This window comes from Pseudomonas sp. PDM30, from assembly GCF_019218985.1.
Classification (GTDB): Bacteria; Pseudomonadota; Gammaproteobacteria; order Pseudomonadales; family Pseudomonadaceae; genus Aquipseudomonas; species Aquipseudomonas jessenii.
This window is the reverse complement of sequence record NZ_JAHUWM010000002.1, coordinates 244,808-260,244: the sequence shown is the minus strand read 5'-3', so window position 1 is coordinate 260,244 and position 15,437 is coordinate 244,808. Positions and strand designations below refer to the sequence as shown.

The following is a 15,437-nucleotide window of genomic DNA, read 5'->3' as shown; positions in this document are numbered from 1 at the left end:
CTCAATTATTCAGGCAGCGATTTCGATCATTTCAAAATCCATTTTGCCCACACCGCAGTCCGGGCACAGCCAGTCTGCCGGGACGTCTTCCCAACGGGTGCCCGGCGCAATGCCGTCATCCGGCCAACCGTCGGCTTCGTTGTAGATCAGGCCGCAGACGATACATTGCCACTTTTTCATCAGGTACTTCCTCAGGGTTCAGGCGTTTTGCCGGCCGGACGGTCGATGGTTGTAGCACTGCCGTCCAACTCAGCGCGTTTTGTACTGATCGGAGCCATCGGATGCAAGCCTGTTCGGCGCAACGGCAGGCCATTTCAATCGATATCGGCGGCTGACATGTTAAGCTCGCCGCCTCATTTGCTGCCAATAATGACTCATTGTGCATCACACAGAATCCCCCTCTCCAGCTCCTCTCTGGCTCTCGCGCAGCGAACTGGCGCCCCTCCCCGATGCCTCCACCCTCGACTGGCTGTTCGACGAAGGCTCGCTGACCAGACGTCTGATTCATCTGTCGAATGACGCCTTCAGCGTCTCGCCGATGTTCGAAGGCTGGCAGCCCCTGCGTGCCGACGAATGCGCAGCACTGGACCTGGCCGATGGCAGTGAGGGCTGGGTCCGCGAGGTGTATTTGCGTGGTCATGGCCAGGCGTGGGTGTTTGCGCGCAGCGTGGCGTCACGCAGTGCATTGCAAGGCGACGGCTTGCACATGGACGAACTGGGCAGCCGCTCGCTGGGCGAATTGCTGTTTTGCGATCAGGCCTTCCAGCGCCGGGCCATCGAGGTTTGCCATTATCCGCAAGCGTGGCTGCCCGCCGAGGTGCAATCGCCTGGACTGTGGGGCCGCCGCTCGCGCTTCGACCGCGGCGCCTTGAGCGTTTTGGTGGCCGAAATTTTCCTGCCTTCCCTGTGGGACGCCGCCTGCGCCCAATCGGAGAACCGTTGATGTACCAAAGCCTGCTCAAGTCCTTGAACCGCTTGAACCCTCGGGCCTGGGATTTCATTCAGCTGACCCGCATGGACAAGCCGATCGGCATTTACCTGCTGCTCTGGCCTACGCTGTGGGCGCTGTGGATTGCCGGCAAGGGTTCGCCCTCCTTGGCCAACATTGTGATTTTCGTCCTTGGCGTGGTACTGACTCGCGCTGGCGGCTGCGTGATCAACGACTGGGCGGACCGCAAGGTCGATGGTCATGTGAAGCGTACCGAGCAGCGGCCGCTGGTGAGCGGCAAGATCAGCTCCAAAGAGGCACTGGTATTCTTCGCACTGCTGATGGGCGTGAGTTTCCTGCTGGTGCTGTGCACCAATGCCGCGACCATTTGGCTGTCGTTGGGCGGCCTGGCGCTGGCGTTCAGTTACCCGTTCATGAAGCGCTACACCTATTACCCGCAAGTGGTGCTGGGCGCTGCATTTTCGTGGGGGATGCCGATGGCGTTCACCGCAGAAACCGGTGAGCTGCCGGCTGTCGCGTGGCTGCTGTGGATCGCCAACCTGATGTGGACCGTGGGTTACGACACGTATTACGCGATGACCGACCGCGATGACGACCTGAAGATCGGCGTGAAATCCACGGCGATTCTGTTCGGCGACGCGGACCGGGCGATCATCCTGACCCTGCAAGGGCTGGCGCTGGGTTGCCTGTTGCTGGCGGGTTCGAAGTTCGATCTAGGTGGCTGGTTCCACCTTGGATTACTAGCGGCGGCGGGCTGCTTTGCCTGGGAGTTCTGGTACACCCGCGACAGGGACCGCATGCGTTGCTTCAAGGCGTTTTTACACAACCATTGGGCGGGGTTGGCGATTTTTGTGGGGATTGTTTTGGATTACGCGGTGCGTTGACGCCATATCGTGTGTAGGGGCGAGCCCGCTCGCGATGAATTTGAAGACGACGCGGTTATCCAGACGGCCCGCATAATCGTTCACGCTCATCGCGAGCAAGCTCGCTCCTACATGAGATGTCTTACATCTTCGGCCCTTGGAGGACGTGCCAGACCTTGTTCTTCATGTCGCCCGTCTTGTCTCCGGGTTTCTTGTCGTCGTCGTAGTAGTACAGCGGCTTGCCGTCGTAGGCCCATTGCATCGTGCCATCGTCACGCTGGACGACTGTCCATTTACCTTCAGCCTTGGCACCCGCTTCAGCCTTGAGCGGCGGCCAGTGTTTTGCACACTCACCGGTGCATACCGACGTGCCGCCAGTGTCCTTGTCGAACGTGTACAAGGTCATGCCCTTATGGTCGACCATCATGCCGTCTTTCATCATCGCCGGCTCAGCTGCGAAGGCCATGGTCGGCAAGGAAAACGCCGCAACCAGTAGCAGAGCCTTGAAGGATTGCGAGATTTGCTTCATGGAAACCTTCCTTTTGTGGTTGTCAGGATTCGGACTTAAAGCTTAGCCCAGGATCCAGCCAATCGCCGACCGACTAAAATACTGTCACACGACTGCAATAATTCCGTTATCTAATGCGGCGCAAGACAGTTAAATGACAAGAGGATTAAGGGCATGGTTGGCAGGAGCATTCTGATCGTCGACGACGAAGCGCCTATTCGCGAAATGATCGCCGTTGCGTTGGAAATGGCCGGCTATGACTGCCTGGAGGCTGAAAACTCCCAGCAGGCCCACGCCATTATCGTCGACCGCAAACCGGACCTGATCCTGCTCGACTGGATGCTGCCCGGCACGTCCGGCATCGAGCTGGCCCGTCGTCTCAAGCGTGATGAATTGACCGGGGACATCCCGATCATCATGCTCACTGCCAAAGGTGAAGAGGACAACAAGATCCAGGGCCTGGAAGTCGGCGCCGACGACTACATCACCAAGCCGTTTTCCCCCCGTGAGCTGGTAGCGCGCCTGAAGGCCGTGCTGCGCCGTGCCGGCCCGACCGATGGCGAGGCGCCAATCGAAGTCGGCGGCCTGCTGCTGGACCCGATCAGCCACCGCGTGACCATCGACGGCCGTCCTGCCGAGATGGGCCCGACCGAATACCGCCTGCTGCAATTTTTCATGACCCACCAGGAGCGCGCCTACACGCGTGGCCAGTTGCTGGATCAGGTCTGGGGCGGCAACGTCTACGTTGAAGAGCGTACCGTCGACGTGCACATTCGTCGCCTGCGCAAAGCCCTCGGCGATGCTTACGAAAATCTGGTACAAACCGTGCGCGGCACCGGTTACCGCTTTTCTACCAAAGCCTGACCCGGACCTTTACCGCCCGACAAGCTGACAAGGACGCGCGTCAAGTGAACCAAAACTGGCATGGCACCCTGATTCGCCACATGCTGCTGCTGGTCACCGCCTGCCTGGTGATCGGCCTGATTACCGGCTATTACGGCTGGAGCCTCGCCGCAGGCCTGGGTCTTTACCTGGCCTGGACCCTCAAGCAATTGCTGCGTCTGCACGAGTGGCTGCGCCTGCACAAACCCGATGAAGCGCCACCCGACGGCTACGGCCTGTGGGGCGAGGTGTTCGACAGCATCTACCACCTGCAACGCCGCGACCAACGGGTACGCGGGCGCCTGCAAGCGGTGATCGACCGGGTTCAGGAGTCCACCGCCGCGCTCAAGGATGCGGTGATCATGCTCGACACCGACGGCAACCTGGAATGGTGGAACCGCGCCGCCGAAACTCTGCTGGGCCTCAAGACGCCACAGGACAGCGGCCAACCGGTGACCAACCTGGTGCGCCATCCGCGCTTCAAGGAATACTTCGAGCAAGACAGCTACGCTGAGCCGCTGGAAATCCCTTCGCCAACCAACGACCGCGTGCGCATTCAGCTGTACATCACCCGTTACGGCAACAACGAACACTTGATGCTGGTGCGCGATGTGACGCGCATCCATCAGCTTGAGCAAATGCGCAAAGACTTCATCGCCAACGTTTCCCATGAACTGCGCACACCGTTGACGGTGATCTGCGGTTACCTGGAAACCTTGCTCGACAACGTCGACGAGGTGAACCCGCGCTGGGGCCGTGCCTTGCAGCAGATGCAGCAACAAGGCGGACGCATGCAGACCCTGCTCAACGACCTGTTGTTGCTGGCCAAGCTGGAAGCCACCGATTATCCGTCGGACAACCAGCCGGTACCGATCGACGGCTTGCTGCAATCGATCAAGAGTGACGCGCAGCAGTTGTCCGGCCAGAAAAACCAGAACATCACCCTGGAAGCCGACCCGACGATTCTGCTCAAGGGCAGCGAAGCGGAGTTGCGCAGCGCGTTTTCCAACCTGGTGTTCAACGCGGTGAAATACACCCCGGCCGAAGGCAATATCCGTATTCGCTGGTGGGGCGATGACCAGGGGGCGCACCTGAGCGTGCAGGATTCCGGGATCGGCATCGATAACAAACACCTGCCGCGCCTGACCGAACGCTTCTATCGCGTCGACTCCAGCCGCAACTCCAACACCGGGGGCACCGGCCTGGGGCTGGCGATCGTCAAACACGTCTTGTTACGACATCGGGCACGCATGGAAATCAGCAGCGTGCCGGGCCACGGCAGTACCTTTACCTGCCACTTTGCCCCGGCCCAGGTCACCAAATCACGGGTTATCAGCACCGCTGACTGATACCGGCCAGCACGCACCACTAGGCAACTGACCGGTCAGCCGCTACATTGGCTGACTTGTGCCTGCCTTTCAGGCGCGGTTTTTTACTTCCCACTCGAATATACGGAACCCGCAAAACTCCATCATGGACCCTTCCCCTGGCTTGACCCTCGCTACAATTTTCGCCGACTTCGGCATGATTCTTTTTGCTCTGATCCTGGTTTTGCTCAACGGATTTTTCGTTGCGGCGGAATTTGCCATGGTCAAACTGCGCTCGACCCGGGTCGAGGCCATCGCTGACAAAAACGGCTGGCGCGGGCACATCCTGCGCACCGTGCACAGTCAGCTCGATGCTTACCTGTCGGCTTGCCAATTGGGTATCACCCTCGCCTCCCTGGGCCTAGGCTGGGTCGGTGAACCCGCGTTTGCCCACATTCTTGAGCCGGTGTTGAGCGCAGTCGGCGTCGAGTCGGCCGAAGTGGTCAAAGGCATCTCGTTCTTCACCGCCTTCTTCATCATTTCGTACCTGCACATCGTGGTCGGCGAACTGGCCCCCAAATCCTGGGCCATCCGCAAACCCGAGTTGCTGTCGCTGTGGACCGCCGTGCCGCTGTACCTGTTCTATTGGGCCATGTACCCGGCCATCTACCTGCTCAACGCCAGCGCCAACACTATCCTGCGCATTGCGGGGCAAGGTGAACCCGGCCCGCATCACGAGCATCACTACAGCCGTGAAGAACTGAAACTGATCCTGCACTCCAGCCGCGGCCAGGACCCGAGCGACCAAGGCATGCGCGTGCTGGCCTCGGCAGTGGAAATGGGTGAACTGGAAGTGGTCGACTGGGCCAACTCCCGCGAAGACCTGGTGACCCTGGAGTTCAACGCGCCGCTCAAACAGATCCTGGCGATGTTCCGTCGCCACAAGTTCAGCCGCTACCCGGTGTACGACAGCGAGCGCCAGGAGTTCGTCGGCCTGCTGCACATCAAGGATCTGCTGCTGGAACTGGCGGCGCTGGACCACATTCCCGAGTCGTTCAACCTGGCCGAACTGACCCGTCCGCTGGAGCGCGTGTCGCGGCACATGCCGCTGTCGCAGTTGCTGGAGCAGTTCCGCAAGGGCGGCTCGCACTTCGCCGTGGTCGAAGAGGCCGACGGCAACATCATCGGCTACCTGACCATGGAAGACGTGCTGGAAGTGCTGGTCGGCGACATCCAGGACGAACACCGCAAGGCCGAACGCGGGATCCTCGCGTATCAGCCGGGCAAGCTGCTGGTGCGGGGCGATACGCCACTTTTCAAGGTTGAAAGGTTGCTGGGCATCGACCTCGACCACGTCGAAGCCGAAACCCTTGCCGGGCTGGTCTATGAGAGCCTCAAGCGCGTTCCGGAAGAGGAAGAAGTGCTGGAAGTCGAAGGCCTGCGGATCATCATCAAGAAGATGAAAGGGCCGAAGATCGTTCTGGCCAAGGTGTTGATGCTGGATTGATCTGCGGCTGAAGGGCATTTTGTGGCGAGGGGGCTTGCCCCCTCGCCACAGTTGATCACCGAAAACTTCACTTCCCGCCCAACGCAAAGTTGGGCAGCGCACCCACCGGCTGGTTGAACTGGTACGGAATCGAGACCAGCCCCAGCCCGGTATTGCGCTGCACCACGAAGTGCAAATGCGGCCCGGTGCTGTTGCCGGTGTTGCCGGACAACGCCAACGCACTGCCTACCGTTACCCGCTGACCTTCCCGAACGCAGACCGAACCTTTCTTCAGGTGCAGGTAAACACCCATGGTCCCGTCATCGTGCAGCACCCGCACGAAATTGCCGGAAGCGTCGGTGCCGCGCCCGCTCTGCCTGTTCTCGGTTTTCACCACCACCCCGCCTCGCGCGGCAATGATCGGCGTGCCCTCAGGCATTGCGATGTCTATGGCATATCGGCTCTTGGGCCCGAAGTGGCTGTAGGGGCCATTGGCGCCCTGACTGATCCGGAATGGTCCACCACGCCAGGGCAACGGGTACCGATAGCCCACCGTGGGCCCAGAGGGGTCGCCCAGGGAGTATTTGAACTTCGGGACGTATGCGAGGGGCCTCCCGCCTTTAGTCGCCGTGAGCCGCGCCAGACGAACGCTGCTGCGTAGCGGTATCACCCGCCGAATCGTCCCGCCCGGTACGCCGCTGGCGTTCTTCACCCCGGCAAAACTCAATTCGACTTCTACCGGCGCATACAGGTCATTGCGCACGTACACGCTGTGCACGCCGTTCTTCTTCATGATGATGAGGCGCACCTGACGCTCAAGGTGCTCGACCATGCCATCGCGAAATACGAACACATGGGCGCCCTTGCTGGGGCGGTCGCTGTAGGAAACCACGCCATAGGCGTCCTTGGACTTGTAGATGGTCATGGCCACGGCCGAGGTGGCGACCATGAACAAGCCACATAAAAACAGCAGGCGCGTGAACATGAGCAAGGATTCTGTCGAGTGAGATCTGGGATTGAGCCTAGCAGCTGCAATGGACCCGGGTAGTCGGCAGTTGTTTCAGAAAAGGTGTTCAGCAGATGTGCGGTAACAGTGATGGCCCCTTCGCGAGCAGGCTCGCTCCCACAAGAGAACGCATTACAAATGTGGGAGCGAGCCTGCTCGCGAAAGCGGACTGTCAGGCGGCCCTATATCAAGCGCCAGGAATAAAGTGCTTCTGCGCCGTACCACGCGCAATCAGGCGGGAGATGTAATCGAGCTTCTGCGCATCCTGGTCGACAAAGCGGAAGGTCAGTTGCAGCCAGTCGCTGTCGGGCTTCGGTTCGTGGGCCACGACGGCGTGCAGGTAACCGTTGAGGCGGGCGATTTCGGCGTTGTCGCCCTGCTCAAGGTCCAGCACGGCGCTGTCGAGGATCTGCGGCAGGGTCTCGGTGCGTTTGACCACCAACAGGGCTTCCTTGAGGCTCAAGGCCTTGATCACACATTGCGCGATGCCGTTAGGCAAACGCAGTTGACCCTGGCCACGGCCACTGGTGGGTGCCGAGGAGGTCGCAGGCGTCTTGACCGGTGGACTGTTGAGCAAGCCTTTGGACGGTGCGGGTGCGACCGTTGGGGTCGCTACGGGTGCCTTGCCACCGGTCAAGGCGGCAAGGGAGTCGTTACCGAAGGCAGGGCTGGTTTTGGTTGCGGCTACGTTGATCAAGGCGTCGAGTTTGCCGACCTTGTGCAGCGCCTGCTTGACCTTAGTGATCAGTTGCTCGTTGGTGAACGGCTTGCTGACGTAACCGGAAACTCCGGCCTGGATCGCCTGGACAACGTTCTCCTTGTCGCCACGGCTGGTGACCATCACGAAGGGCATTGTTTTGAGGGTGTCTTGCTCGCGGCACCAGGTCAGCAGTTCCAGGCCGGACATTTCCGGCATTTCCCAGTCGCACAGGACCAGGTCGAAGGCTTCCTTGGCCAGCATGGCCTGGGCCTTTCTGCCGTTGATCGCGTCTTCAATCCGCATGCCCGGGAAATAGTTGCGCAGGCACTTCTTCACCAGGTCACGAATGAACGACGCGTCGTCCACGACCAACACATTGACCTTACTCATCCAAAACCCCTTTAAAAAATCCCGGCCAGCATACCGCCTTGCTGATGGCACATTGCCAAAAACCTTCAGTCACGCCGGACTTTTCGTTCGCGGGGTGCTGCTTTTCGAATTCGTGAAGCTCAAACAAAAACGCCCGGCCAAAAGGCCGGGCGCTTTACTTGGGCAACCTTACTTATCGTCAGTTTTGCCCGGAACATTAGCGCTTTCGCCGGTTGTTCCTTCGACTTCTTCCTTCATGCGCTTGAGACCCAGGTGCCGCACGTCGGTGCCGCGTACCAGGTAGATCACCAGCTCCGAGATATTGCGCGCGTGGTCGCCGATACGCTCCAGCGAACGCAGCACCCAGATAATGCTCAGAACCCGCGAAATGGAACGCGGATCTTCCATCATGTAGGTAGCCAGCTCACGCAGGGCAGTCTTGTATTCGCGGTCGATGATCTTGTCGTACTGCGCCACCGACAAGGCCAGTTCGGCGTCGAAACGGGCAAAGGCGTCCAGTGCATCGCGGACCATGTTGCGCACCTGGTCGCCGATGTGACGCACTTCGACGTAACCGCGCGGCGCTTCGCCTTCTTCGCACAGCTGGATGGCACGACGGGCGATCTTGGTCGCTTCGTCACCGATGCGCTCCAGGTCGATCACCGACTTGGAAATGCTGATGATCAGGCGCAGGTCGGACGCTGCCGGCTGACGACGGGCCAGAATGCGCAGGCATTCTTCGTCGATGTTGCGTTCCATCTGGTTGATCTGGTCGTCGATCTCGCGCACCTGCTGGGCCAGGCCGGAGTCGGCCTCGATCAGCGCGGTCACCGCGTCGTTGACTTGCTTTTCCACCAGCCCGCCCATGGCCAGGAGGTGGCTGCGCACTTCCTCAAGCTCGGCGTTGAATTGCGCGGAAATGTGGTGGGTAAGGCCTTCTTTACTAATCATCTTTTTCGCTCCGCGAAAGTTGCAAGCTTCAAGCTGCAAGCTTCAAGCAGTTATGTACAAGTCCTGGAATCGCACCGCTTCTTTCTTGCCGCTTGCAGCTTGTAGCTCGCGGCCGCCTCAACTAGCCATACCGACCAGTGATGTAGTCTTCGGTCTGCTTCTTCGCCGGATTGGTGAACAGGGTATCGGTGTCGCCAAACTCGACCAGCTTGCCCATGTACATGAACGCGGTGTAGTCGGACACCCGCGCGGCCTGTTGCATGTTGTGGGTCACGATCACGATGGTGAACTTGGATTTCAGTTCGTAGATCAGCTCTTCGACTTTCAGCGTAGAGATCGGGTCGAGTGCCGAGCACGGTTCGTCGAGCAACAGTACTTCCGGTTCCACGGCAATGGTGCGGGCGATCACCAGACGTTGCTGCTGACCACCGGACAGACCCAGTGCCGACTCGTGCAGACGGTCCTTGACCTCGTCCCACAGTGCCGCGCCTTTCAAAGCCCACTCGACGGCTTCGTCGAGGACGCGCTTCTTGTTGATGCCCTGGATACGCAGGCCGTAAACCACGTTTTCGTAGATGGTTTTCGGGAACGGGTTGGGCTTCTGGAACACCATGCCGACGCGACGACGCAGTTCGGCCACGTCTTCGCCCTTGCGATAGATGTTGTTGCCGTACAGGTTGATCTCGCCTTCAACGCGGCAGCCGTCAACCAGATCGTTCATGCGGTTGAAGGTACGCAGCAGCGTGGACTTGCCACAGCCGGACGGGCCGATGAAGGCGGTCACGCGCTGTTTCGGGATGTTCATGCTGACGTCGTACAGCGCTTGTTTTTCGCCGTAGAACAGGCTCAGGCCCGGCACTTCGATGGCTACGGTTTCCTGCTCGAGGTTCAGGCTCTGTTTGTCGCGACCCAGCGCCGACATGTTGATGCCGTGGGTATGTGCTTCGTGCTGCATGGGAGGCTCCCTGTGCTAACAAATTCGGTTCGGTTGCCACTGGCCAAGGCCCGCGGTTACACAATTCTTTCTGTAGGAGCGAGCCTGCTCGCGATGGTCGTTCAGACACAGAAAATGTGTCGGATGTACCTTCTTCGCGAGCAGGCTCGCTCCTACAGGGTGTTATCAGCTATCCAGCGCCTTGTACTTCTCGCGCAGGTGGTTACGGATGTACACCGCCGACAGGTTCAATGTCGCGATCACCAGCACCAGCAGCAGCGCCGTGGCGTACACCAGCGGTCGCGCGGCTTCGACGTTCGGGCTCTGGAAGCCGACGTCATAGATGTGGAAGCCCAGGTGCATGATCTTCTGGTCCAGATGCAGGTACGGGTAGTTACCGTCCACCGGCAGCGACGGCGCCAGTTTCACTACACCCACCAGCATCAGCGGCGCCACTTCACCCGCGGCGCGAGCCACGGCGAGGATCATGCCGGTCATCATCGCCGGGCTGGCCATCGGCAGCACGATCTTCCACAAGGTTTCAGCCTTGGTCGCGCCGAGGGCCAACGAGCCTTCACGCACGGTGCGAGGAATCCGCGCCAGGCCTTCTTCGGTGGCCACGATCACCACAGGCACCGCCAGCAGCGCCAAGGTCAGCGAGGCCCAGAGCAGACCCGGCGTACCGAAGGTCGGTGCCGGCAGTGCTTCCGGGAAGAACAGACGGTCGAGCGAGCCGCCCAGCACATAGACGAAGAAGCCCAGGCCGAACACGCCGTAAACGATCGCAGGAACGCCCGCCAGGTTGTTCACCGCGATGCGGATGATTCGGGTCAGCGCGTTCTGCTTGGCATATTCACGCAAGTAAACCGCTGCCAACACGCCGAACGGAGTCACGATCATCGCCATGATCAGGGTCATCATCACGGTGCCGAAAATCGCCGGGAAAATCCCGCCTTCGGTGTTTGCTTCACGCGGGTCGTCGGACAGGAACTCCCAGATCTTGCTGAAATAGAAACCGATCTTGGTGAAGGTGCTCATGGCGTTCGGCTGGTAGGCGTGAACCACTTTGCCCAGACCGATTTCGATTTCTTTGCCATTGGCGTCGCGGGCTGTCAAAGCGTCGCGGTTGAACTGTGCATGCAAGTCAGTCAGACGTGCTTCGATATCCTGATAGCGGGCGTTCAGCTCAGCGCGCTCGGATTCCATGTCCGCTTGTGCGGTTGCGTCGAGTTTACCTTCCAGCTCCAGCTTGCGGCCGTGCAGACGGATGCGCTCCAGACCTGCGTTGATCGCACCAATATCACTCTTTTCCAGTGACTTCAGTTGCGCAGCAAGCTTGTTGACGCGGTCGACACGGGCCTGCAACTCAGGCCATGCAGCTTCGCCTTCAGCGATGACTTTGCCATCCTGTTTGACGTTGACCAGGTAACCGTAGAAGTTACCCCACTCACGACGCTCGATGGCCATCAACTCCGGCGGCGTCGTTTGCTGGGTCAGCCACTCGCCGACGATCCAGGTGAAGTCGTTGCCGTTCAGATCACGGTTGCCGACCTTGATCAGCTCGCGGGTCATGAACTCCGGGCCTTCGTCAGGCACCGGCAGGCCGGCGCTCTTCAGTCGGGCACGTGGCACTTCTTCTTTCTGCACCACTTCGCCAATGACCAGGTGTTGGCCCTGGCCCGGCACGTCATAGCTGGCGTGGATCAGATCCGCCGGCCAGAAGTGACCCAGGCCACGCACGGCAATCACTGCCAGCAGGCCAATGGTCATGATGACCGCGATGGACACCGCGCCACCGCTGATCCAGACGCCGGGGGCGCCGCTCTTGAACCATCCTTTCAGGGAGTTCTGTTTCACAGACTTCTACCTTTCTTAAAGCGACGAGTATTTCTTGCGCAGACGCTGACGAATCAGTTCTGCGAGGGTGTTCATGACGAAGGTGAACAACAGCAGCACCAGCGCCGAGAGGAACAGCACGCGGTAGTGGCTGCCGCCGACTTCCGATTCGGGCATTTCCACTGCAACGTTGGCTGCCAGGGTGCGCAGGCCTTCGAACAGGTTCATTTCCATGACCGGGGTGTTACCGGTGGCCATCAACACGATCATGGTTTCACCGACCGCACGGCCCATGCCGATCATCAGCGCCGAGAAGATGCCCGGGCTCGCGGTGAGGATCACCACGCGGGTCATGGTCTGCCACGGCGTGGCACCGAGGGCCAGGGAGCCGAGGGTCAGGCCACGTGGCACGCTGAACACGGCGTCTTCGGCAATGGAGTAGATGTTCGGGATGACCGCGAAACCCATGGCCAGACCGACCACCAGGGCGTTGCGCTGGTCGTAGGTGATGCCCAGGTCGTGGGAGATCCACATGCGCATGTCGCCGCCGAAGAACCAGTTCTCCATGAACGGGCTCATGTACAACGACAACCAGCCTACGAACAGGATCACCGGAATCAGCAGCGCACTTTCCCAGCCATCCGGGACTTTCAGGCGGATCGACTCAGGCAGGCGGCTGAAGGTGAAACCGGCGACCAGGATGCCGATCGGCAGCAACATCAGCAGGCTGAAGATGCCCGGCAAATGCCCTTCCACATAGGGCGCGAGGAACAGGCCGGCGAAGAAACCGAGGATCACCGTCGGCATCGCTTCCATCAGCTCGATCACCGGCTTGACCTTGCGGCGCATGCCCGGAGCCATGAAGTACGCGGTGTAGATCGCAGCGGCAACGGCCAGTGGAGCGGCCAGCAGCATGGCGTAGAACGCGGCTTTCAGGGTACCGAAGGTCAGCGGTGACAGGCTCAGCTTGGGTTCGAAGTCGGTGTTGGCGGCAGTCGATTGCCAGACGTATTTAGGCTCGTCGTAGTTCTCGTACCAGACCTTGCTCCACAGCGCGCTCCACGAGACTTCCGGGTGCGGGTTGTCGAGCAGCAGCGGGTGCAACTTGCCGCCAGCTTCCACGATCACACGGTTGGCGCGCGGCGACAGACCGAAAATGCCCTGGCCTTCAGCGACCGGTTCCACCAGCAAAGTGCGGTGGGCAGTGCTGTGGAACACGCCGAACTTGCCGGAAGCGTCGAGGGCGACGAAGCCCTTGCGGCGCTCTTCGGCTGTGATTTCAACGATAGGCGTGGTGCCCATCTGGAAGGTGCGGATCTGCTTCAGGCGTTGCTCGCCATCGGGGTCGCGCGCCATGAACCACTGGGCCAGGCCGCCTTTGGAGTCACCGATGATCAGCGAGATGCCGCCCACCAGTTGGGTGCTGGCGGTGACTTGAGCCTCACCGTCTTCAAGCAGTTTGTAGCGACCGTTGAGGCTCTTGTCGCGCAGGCTGAACACGTCGGCCTGGGCACGCCCGTTGACCACGTAAAGCCACTGCTGACGCGGGTCGACGAAAATATTCTTCACCGGCTCGGTCATTTGCGGCAGTTCGATGCGTTTCTGCTCGTTGGTGACTTCGCCGGTCATCATGTTCTCTTCGCTGGTCAGCGACAGAACATTGAGTTGCGAACCGGTGGAGCCGACCAGCATCAGGGTCGAATCATTGGCGTTGAGGCTGACGTGTTCCAGCGCACCGCCGGCTTCGTTGACCGCGATTGGCGTTTCGCCGTACGGGTACTCGACGGCCGGGGTGATGGTTTTCTTGCCTTCCGGGTAGCTGACTTTATAGGTGTGACGGAACACCAGGGCCTGACCGTTGGACAGACCTACGGCCACCAGCGGGTGACCTGGCTGGTCTTCACCGATGGAGGTCACGGTGGTGCCGGCCGGGATCGACAGATCGACGCGCTTCAATTCAGCGCCACTGTCGATATCGAAGAACAACGCCTGGCCCTTGTCGGAAACGCGCATGGCCACCTGATTCTGCTCTTCGAGCGAGATCATCAGTGGCTTGCCAGCGTCCTGCATCCAGGCCGGGGTAATGGACTCTTTCGCGGTCAGGTCGGCACCCTGGAACAGCGGCGCAACAACATAGGCGAGGAAGAAGAAGATCAGGGTGATGGCTGCCAGCACCGCCAGGCCGCCGATGAGGACGTACCAACGGGTGAAGCGATCTTTGAGCGCGCGAATGCGGCGCTTGCGTTGCAGCTCAGGCGTATTGAAGTCAATTCGCTTGGGGGGATTAGTAGTCATGTTGGAATTGGCCAGATCATTCATGCGCTCACCCTAGCGATCCTGTATGACAGAAAGATGACAATGCAGTGACGCACCAAATCCACCGCCAGCGGGACTGGCAGAGGATCGAAAATTTGAGGTGTGTAAAAGGCCGGCCTGCAAGCAGATCCGGCCTTTTACTTGAGTCCGGAAGGATTCACCCCGGACTCAATTTGTTACTTTTTTACGACTGCAGTGCCGCCTTCCGCCAGACCCAGGTCAGCCAGTGCTTTTGCAGCAACCTTGGCTGGCAGTGGGATGTAGCCGTCTTTCACCACAACTTCCTGGCCCTGTTTGGACAGAACCAGCTTCACGAACTCAGCTTCCAGCGGAGCCAAAGGCTTGTTCGGGGCTTTGTTGACGTACACGTACAGGAAGCGCGACAGCGGGTACTTGCCGTTCAGGGCGTTTTCTTCAGTGTCTTCAACAAACTCGGTGCTGCCTTTCTTGGCCAGGGCCACCGTCTTCACGCTGGCAGTCTTGTAACCGATACCCGAGTAACCGATGCCGTTCAGCGAGGAGCTGATCGACTGCACAACCGAAGCCGAGCCTGGCTGTTCGTTGACGTTTGGCTTGAAGTCACCTTTGCACAGGGCTTCTTCCTTGAAGTAGCCATAAGTGCCGGATACCGAGTTACGACCGAACAGCTGAACCGGCTTGTTGGCCAGGTCGCCGGTCACACCCAGGTCACCCCAGGTTTTGACGTCGGCTTTGCCGCCGCACAGACGGGTGGACGAGAAGACCGCATCGACCTGTTCCATGGTCATATGCTTGATCGGGTTGTCCTTGTGCACAAATACGGCCAAGGCATCCACGGCAACCGGAATAGCGGTTGGCTTGTAACCGTATTTGGTTTCGAAGGCCTGCAGCTCGTTGTCCTTCATTTTGCGGCTCATCGGACCCAGGTTAGCGGTGCCTTCGGTCAGCGCAGGTGGCGCGGTAGAAGAACCGGCGGCCTGAATCTGGATGTTTACGTTCGGATATTCTTTTTTGTAGTTCTCAGCCCAGAGGGTCATGAGGTTGGCCAGGGTATCGGAGCCGACGCTGGACAGGTTGCCCGACACACCAGTGGTCTTGGTGTAGCTCGGGATAGCAGGGTCAACAGCGGCAACCGCGTTGGCAGTCGCAACGCCAGCAGCGACAAAAGTCATTGCCGCCATCAAACGCTTCAGTTTCATGCCTTACTCCTAGCAGATAGGGTGTGTTAAGTCGGGGCCAAGTATCAGCAGGCCGTGTGAACACTCTATGGCTGAAATATGACAATTGGATGAAAGGCCAGCATTCCGCTCGGAAGGCTGGCCTTTCAGTTGTAACTGTAAATGTTGGAATT

Annotated in this window: 14 protein-coding genes; 5 read left to right on the top strand and 9 right to left on the bottom strand. The window is 59.7% G+C overall.

Going from position 1 to position 15,437, the window contains the following annotated elements:
* Positions 1-9: 9 nt before the first annotated feature.
* Positions 10-180 (bottom strand): rubredoxin, encoded by a 171-nt coding sequence (locus KW840_RS05160; protein ID WP_007995385.1) that lies wholly within the window; start codon positions 178-180, stop codon positions 10-12.
* Between the two features lie 199 nt (positions 181-379).
* Between KW840_RS05160 and KW840_RS05155 the strand changes: the two genes are divergently transcribed.
* Together KW840_RS05155 and ubiA are read left to right on the top strand one after the other, a co-directional pair.
* Positions 380-943, top strand: coding sequence for a chorismate lyase (locus KW840_RS05155; protein ID WP_057712730.1), 564 nt, complete (start codon positions 380-382; stop codon positions 941-943).
* Positions 943-1,833, top strand: coding sequence for a 4-hydroxybenzoate octaprenyltransferase (ubiA, locus tag KW840_RS05150; protein ID WP_057712729.1), 891 nt, complete (start codon positions 943-945; stop codon positions 1,831-1,833). The genes KW840_RS05155 and ubiA overlap by 1 nt, the downstream gene beginning before the upstream one ends.
* A gap of 121 nt (positions 1,834-1,954) precedes the next feature.
* Here ubiA and KW840_RS05145 read toward each other — a convergent pair whose 3' ends face one another.
* Positions 1,955-2,341 (bottom strand): hypothetical protein, encoded by a 387-nt coding sequence (locus KW840_RS05145; RefSeq protein ID WP_090452175.1) that lies wholly within the window; start codon positions 2,339-2,341, stop codon positions 1,955-1,957.
* A gap of 153 nt (positions 2,342-2,494) precedes the next feature.
* Here KW840_RS05145 and phoB point away from each other — a divergent pair, with 153 nt between their 5' ends.
* The 3 genes from phoB (at position 2,495) to KW840_RS05130 (ending at position 6,016) form a co-directional block, all read left to right on the top strand.
* Positions 2,495-3,184, top strand: coding sequence for a phosphate regulon transcriptional regulator PhoB (phoB, locus tag KW840_RS05140; RefSeq protein ID WP_003229608.1), 690 nt, complete (start codon positions 2,495-2,497; stop codon positions 3,182-3,184).
* Between the two features lie 80 nt (positions 3,185-3,264).
* Complete coding sequence (gene phoR, locus KW840_RS05135) at positions 3,265-4,551, top strand: phosphate regulon sensor histidine kinase PhoR (RefSeq protein ID WP_219733298.1); 1,287 nt, start codon at positions 3,265-3,267, stop codon at positions 4,549-4,551.
* A gap of 124 nt (positions 4,552-4,675) precedes the next feature.
* A complete protein-coding gene (locus tag KW840_RS05130; RefSeq protein ID WP_007975205.1) occupies positions 4,676-6,016 on the top strand; it encodes a hemolysin family protein in 1,341 nt (446 codons plus the stop codon).
* Between the two features lie 67 nt (positions 6,017-6,083).
* On the opposite strand, the gene KW840_RS05125 is transcribed toward KW840_RS05130, so the two are convergent.
* From KW840_RS05125 to KW840_RS05095, 7 genes are all read right to left on the bottom strand, one after another.
* The gene (locus KW840_RS05125; RefSeq protein WP_090452177.1) at positions 6,084-6,980 is read right to left on the bottom strand and encodes a M23 family metallopeptidase; all 897 of its coding nucleotides are present in this window, start codon (positions 6,978-6,980) and stop codon (positions 6,084-6,086) included.
* 208 nt (positions 6,981-7,188) lie between these two features.
* On the bottom strand, positions 7,189-8,091 hold the full coding sequence (locus KW840_RS05120) for a response regulator (protein ID WP_090452179.1): 903 nt from the start codon (positions 8,089-8,091) through the stop codon (positions 7,189-7,191).
* Positions 8,092-8,259: 168 nt separating this feature from the next.
* Positions 8,260-9,021, bottom strand: coding sequence for a phosphate signaling complex protein PhoU (gene phoU / locus KW840_RS05115; RefSeq protein ID WP_057712724.1), 762 nt, complete (start codon positions 9,019-9,021; stop codon positions 8,260-8,262).
* 121 nt (positions 9,022-9,142) lie between these two features.
* Complete coding sequence (pstB, locus tag KW840_RS05110) at positions 9,143-9,976, bottom strand: phosphate ABC transporter ATP-binding protein PstB (protein ID WP_007971742.1); 834 nt, start codon at positions 9,974-9,976, stop codon at positions 9,143-9,145.
* 165 nt (positions 9,977-10,141) lie between these two features.
* Positions 10,142-11,812, bottom strand: a complete 1,671-nt coding sequence (gene pstA, locus KW840_RS05105) for a phosphate ABC transporter permease PstA (RefSeq protein WP_057712723.1) — start codon at positions 11,810-11,812, stop codon at positions 10,142-10,144.
* A 15-nt stretch (positions 11,813-11,827) separates the two neighbouring features.
* The gene (locus KW840_RS05100; RefSeq protein WP_218494810.1) at positions 11,828-13,861 is read right to left on the bottom strand and encodes an ABC transporter permease subunit; all 2,034 of its coding nucleotides are present in this window, start codon (positions 13,859-13,861) and stop codon (positions 11,828-11,830) included.
* Positions 13,862-14,283: 422 nt separating this feature from the next.
* Complete coding sequence (locus tag KW840_RS05095) at positions 14,284-15,285, bottom strand: phosphate ABC transporter substrate-binding protein PstS (protein ID WP_057712721.1); 1,002 nt, start codon at positions 15,283-15,285, stop codon at positions 14,284-14,286.
* Positions 15,286-15,437 lie beyond the last annotated feature (152 nt).

Bases quoted from the DNA above. Each gene is read 5' to 3' on its own strand.
- phoB (WP_003229608.1), top strand. From the start codon at position 2,495: ATGGTTGGCAGGAGCATTCTGATCGTCGACGACGAAGCGCCTATTCGC.
- KW840_RS05130 (WP_007975205.1), top strand. From the start codon at position 4,676: ATGGACCCTTCCCCTGGCTTGACCCTCGCTACAATTTTCGCCGACTTC.
- KW840_RS05125 (WP_090452177.1), bottom strand. From the start codon at position 6,980: ATGTTCACGCGCCTGCTGTTTTTATGTGGCTTGTTCATGGTCGCCACC.
- ubiA (WP_057712729.1), top strand. From the start codon at position 943: ATGTACCAAAGCCTGCTCAAGTCCTTGAACCGCTTGAACCCTCGGGCC.
- pstB (WP_007971742.1), bottom strand. From the start codon at position 9,976: ATGCAGCACGAAGCACATACCCACGGCATCAACATGTCGGCGCTGGGT.
- KW840_RS05100 (WP_218494810.1), bottom strand. From the start codon at position 13,861: ATGCAGGACGCTGGCAAGCCACTGATGATCTCGCTCGAAGAGCAGAAT.
- phoU (WP_057712724.1), bottom strand. From the start codon at position 9,021: ATGATTAGTAAAGAAGGCCTTACCCACCACATTTCCGCGCAATTCAAC.
- KW840_RS05120 (WP_090452179.1), bottom strand. From the start codon at position 8,091: ATGAGTAAGGTCAATGTGTTGGTCGTGGACGACGCGTCGTTCATTCGT.
- KW840_RS05145 (WP_090452175.1), bottom strand. From the start codon at position 2,341: ATGAAGCAAATCTCGCAATCCTTCAAGGCTCTGCTACTGGTTGCGGCG.
- KW840_RS05160 (WP_007995385.1), bottom strand. From the start codon at position 180: ATGAAAAAGTGGCAATGTATCGTCTGCGGCCTGATCTACAACGAAGCC.
- phoR (WP_219733298.1), top strand. From the start codon at position 3,265: ATGCTGCTGCTGGTCACCGCCTGCCTGGTGATCGGCCTGATTACCGGC.
- KW840_RS05095 (WP_057712721.1), bottom strand. From the start codon at position 15,285: ATGAAACTGAAGCGTTTGATGGCGGCAATGACTTTTGTCGCTGCTGGC.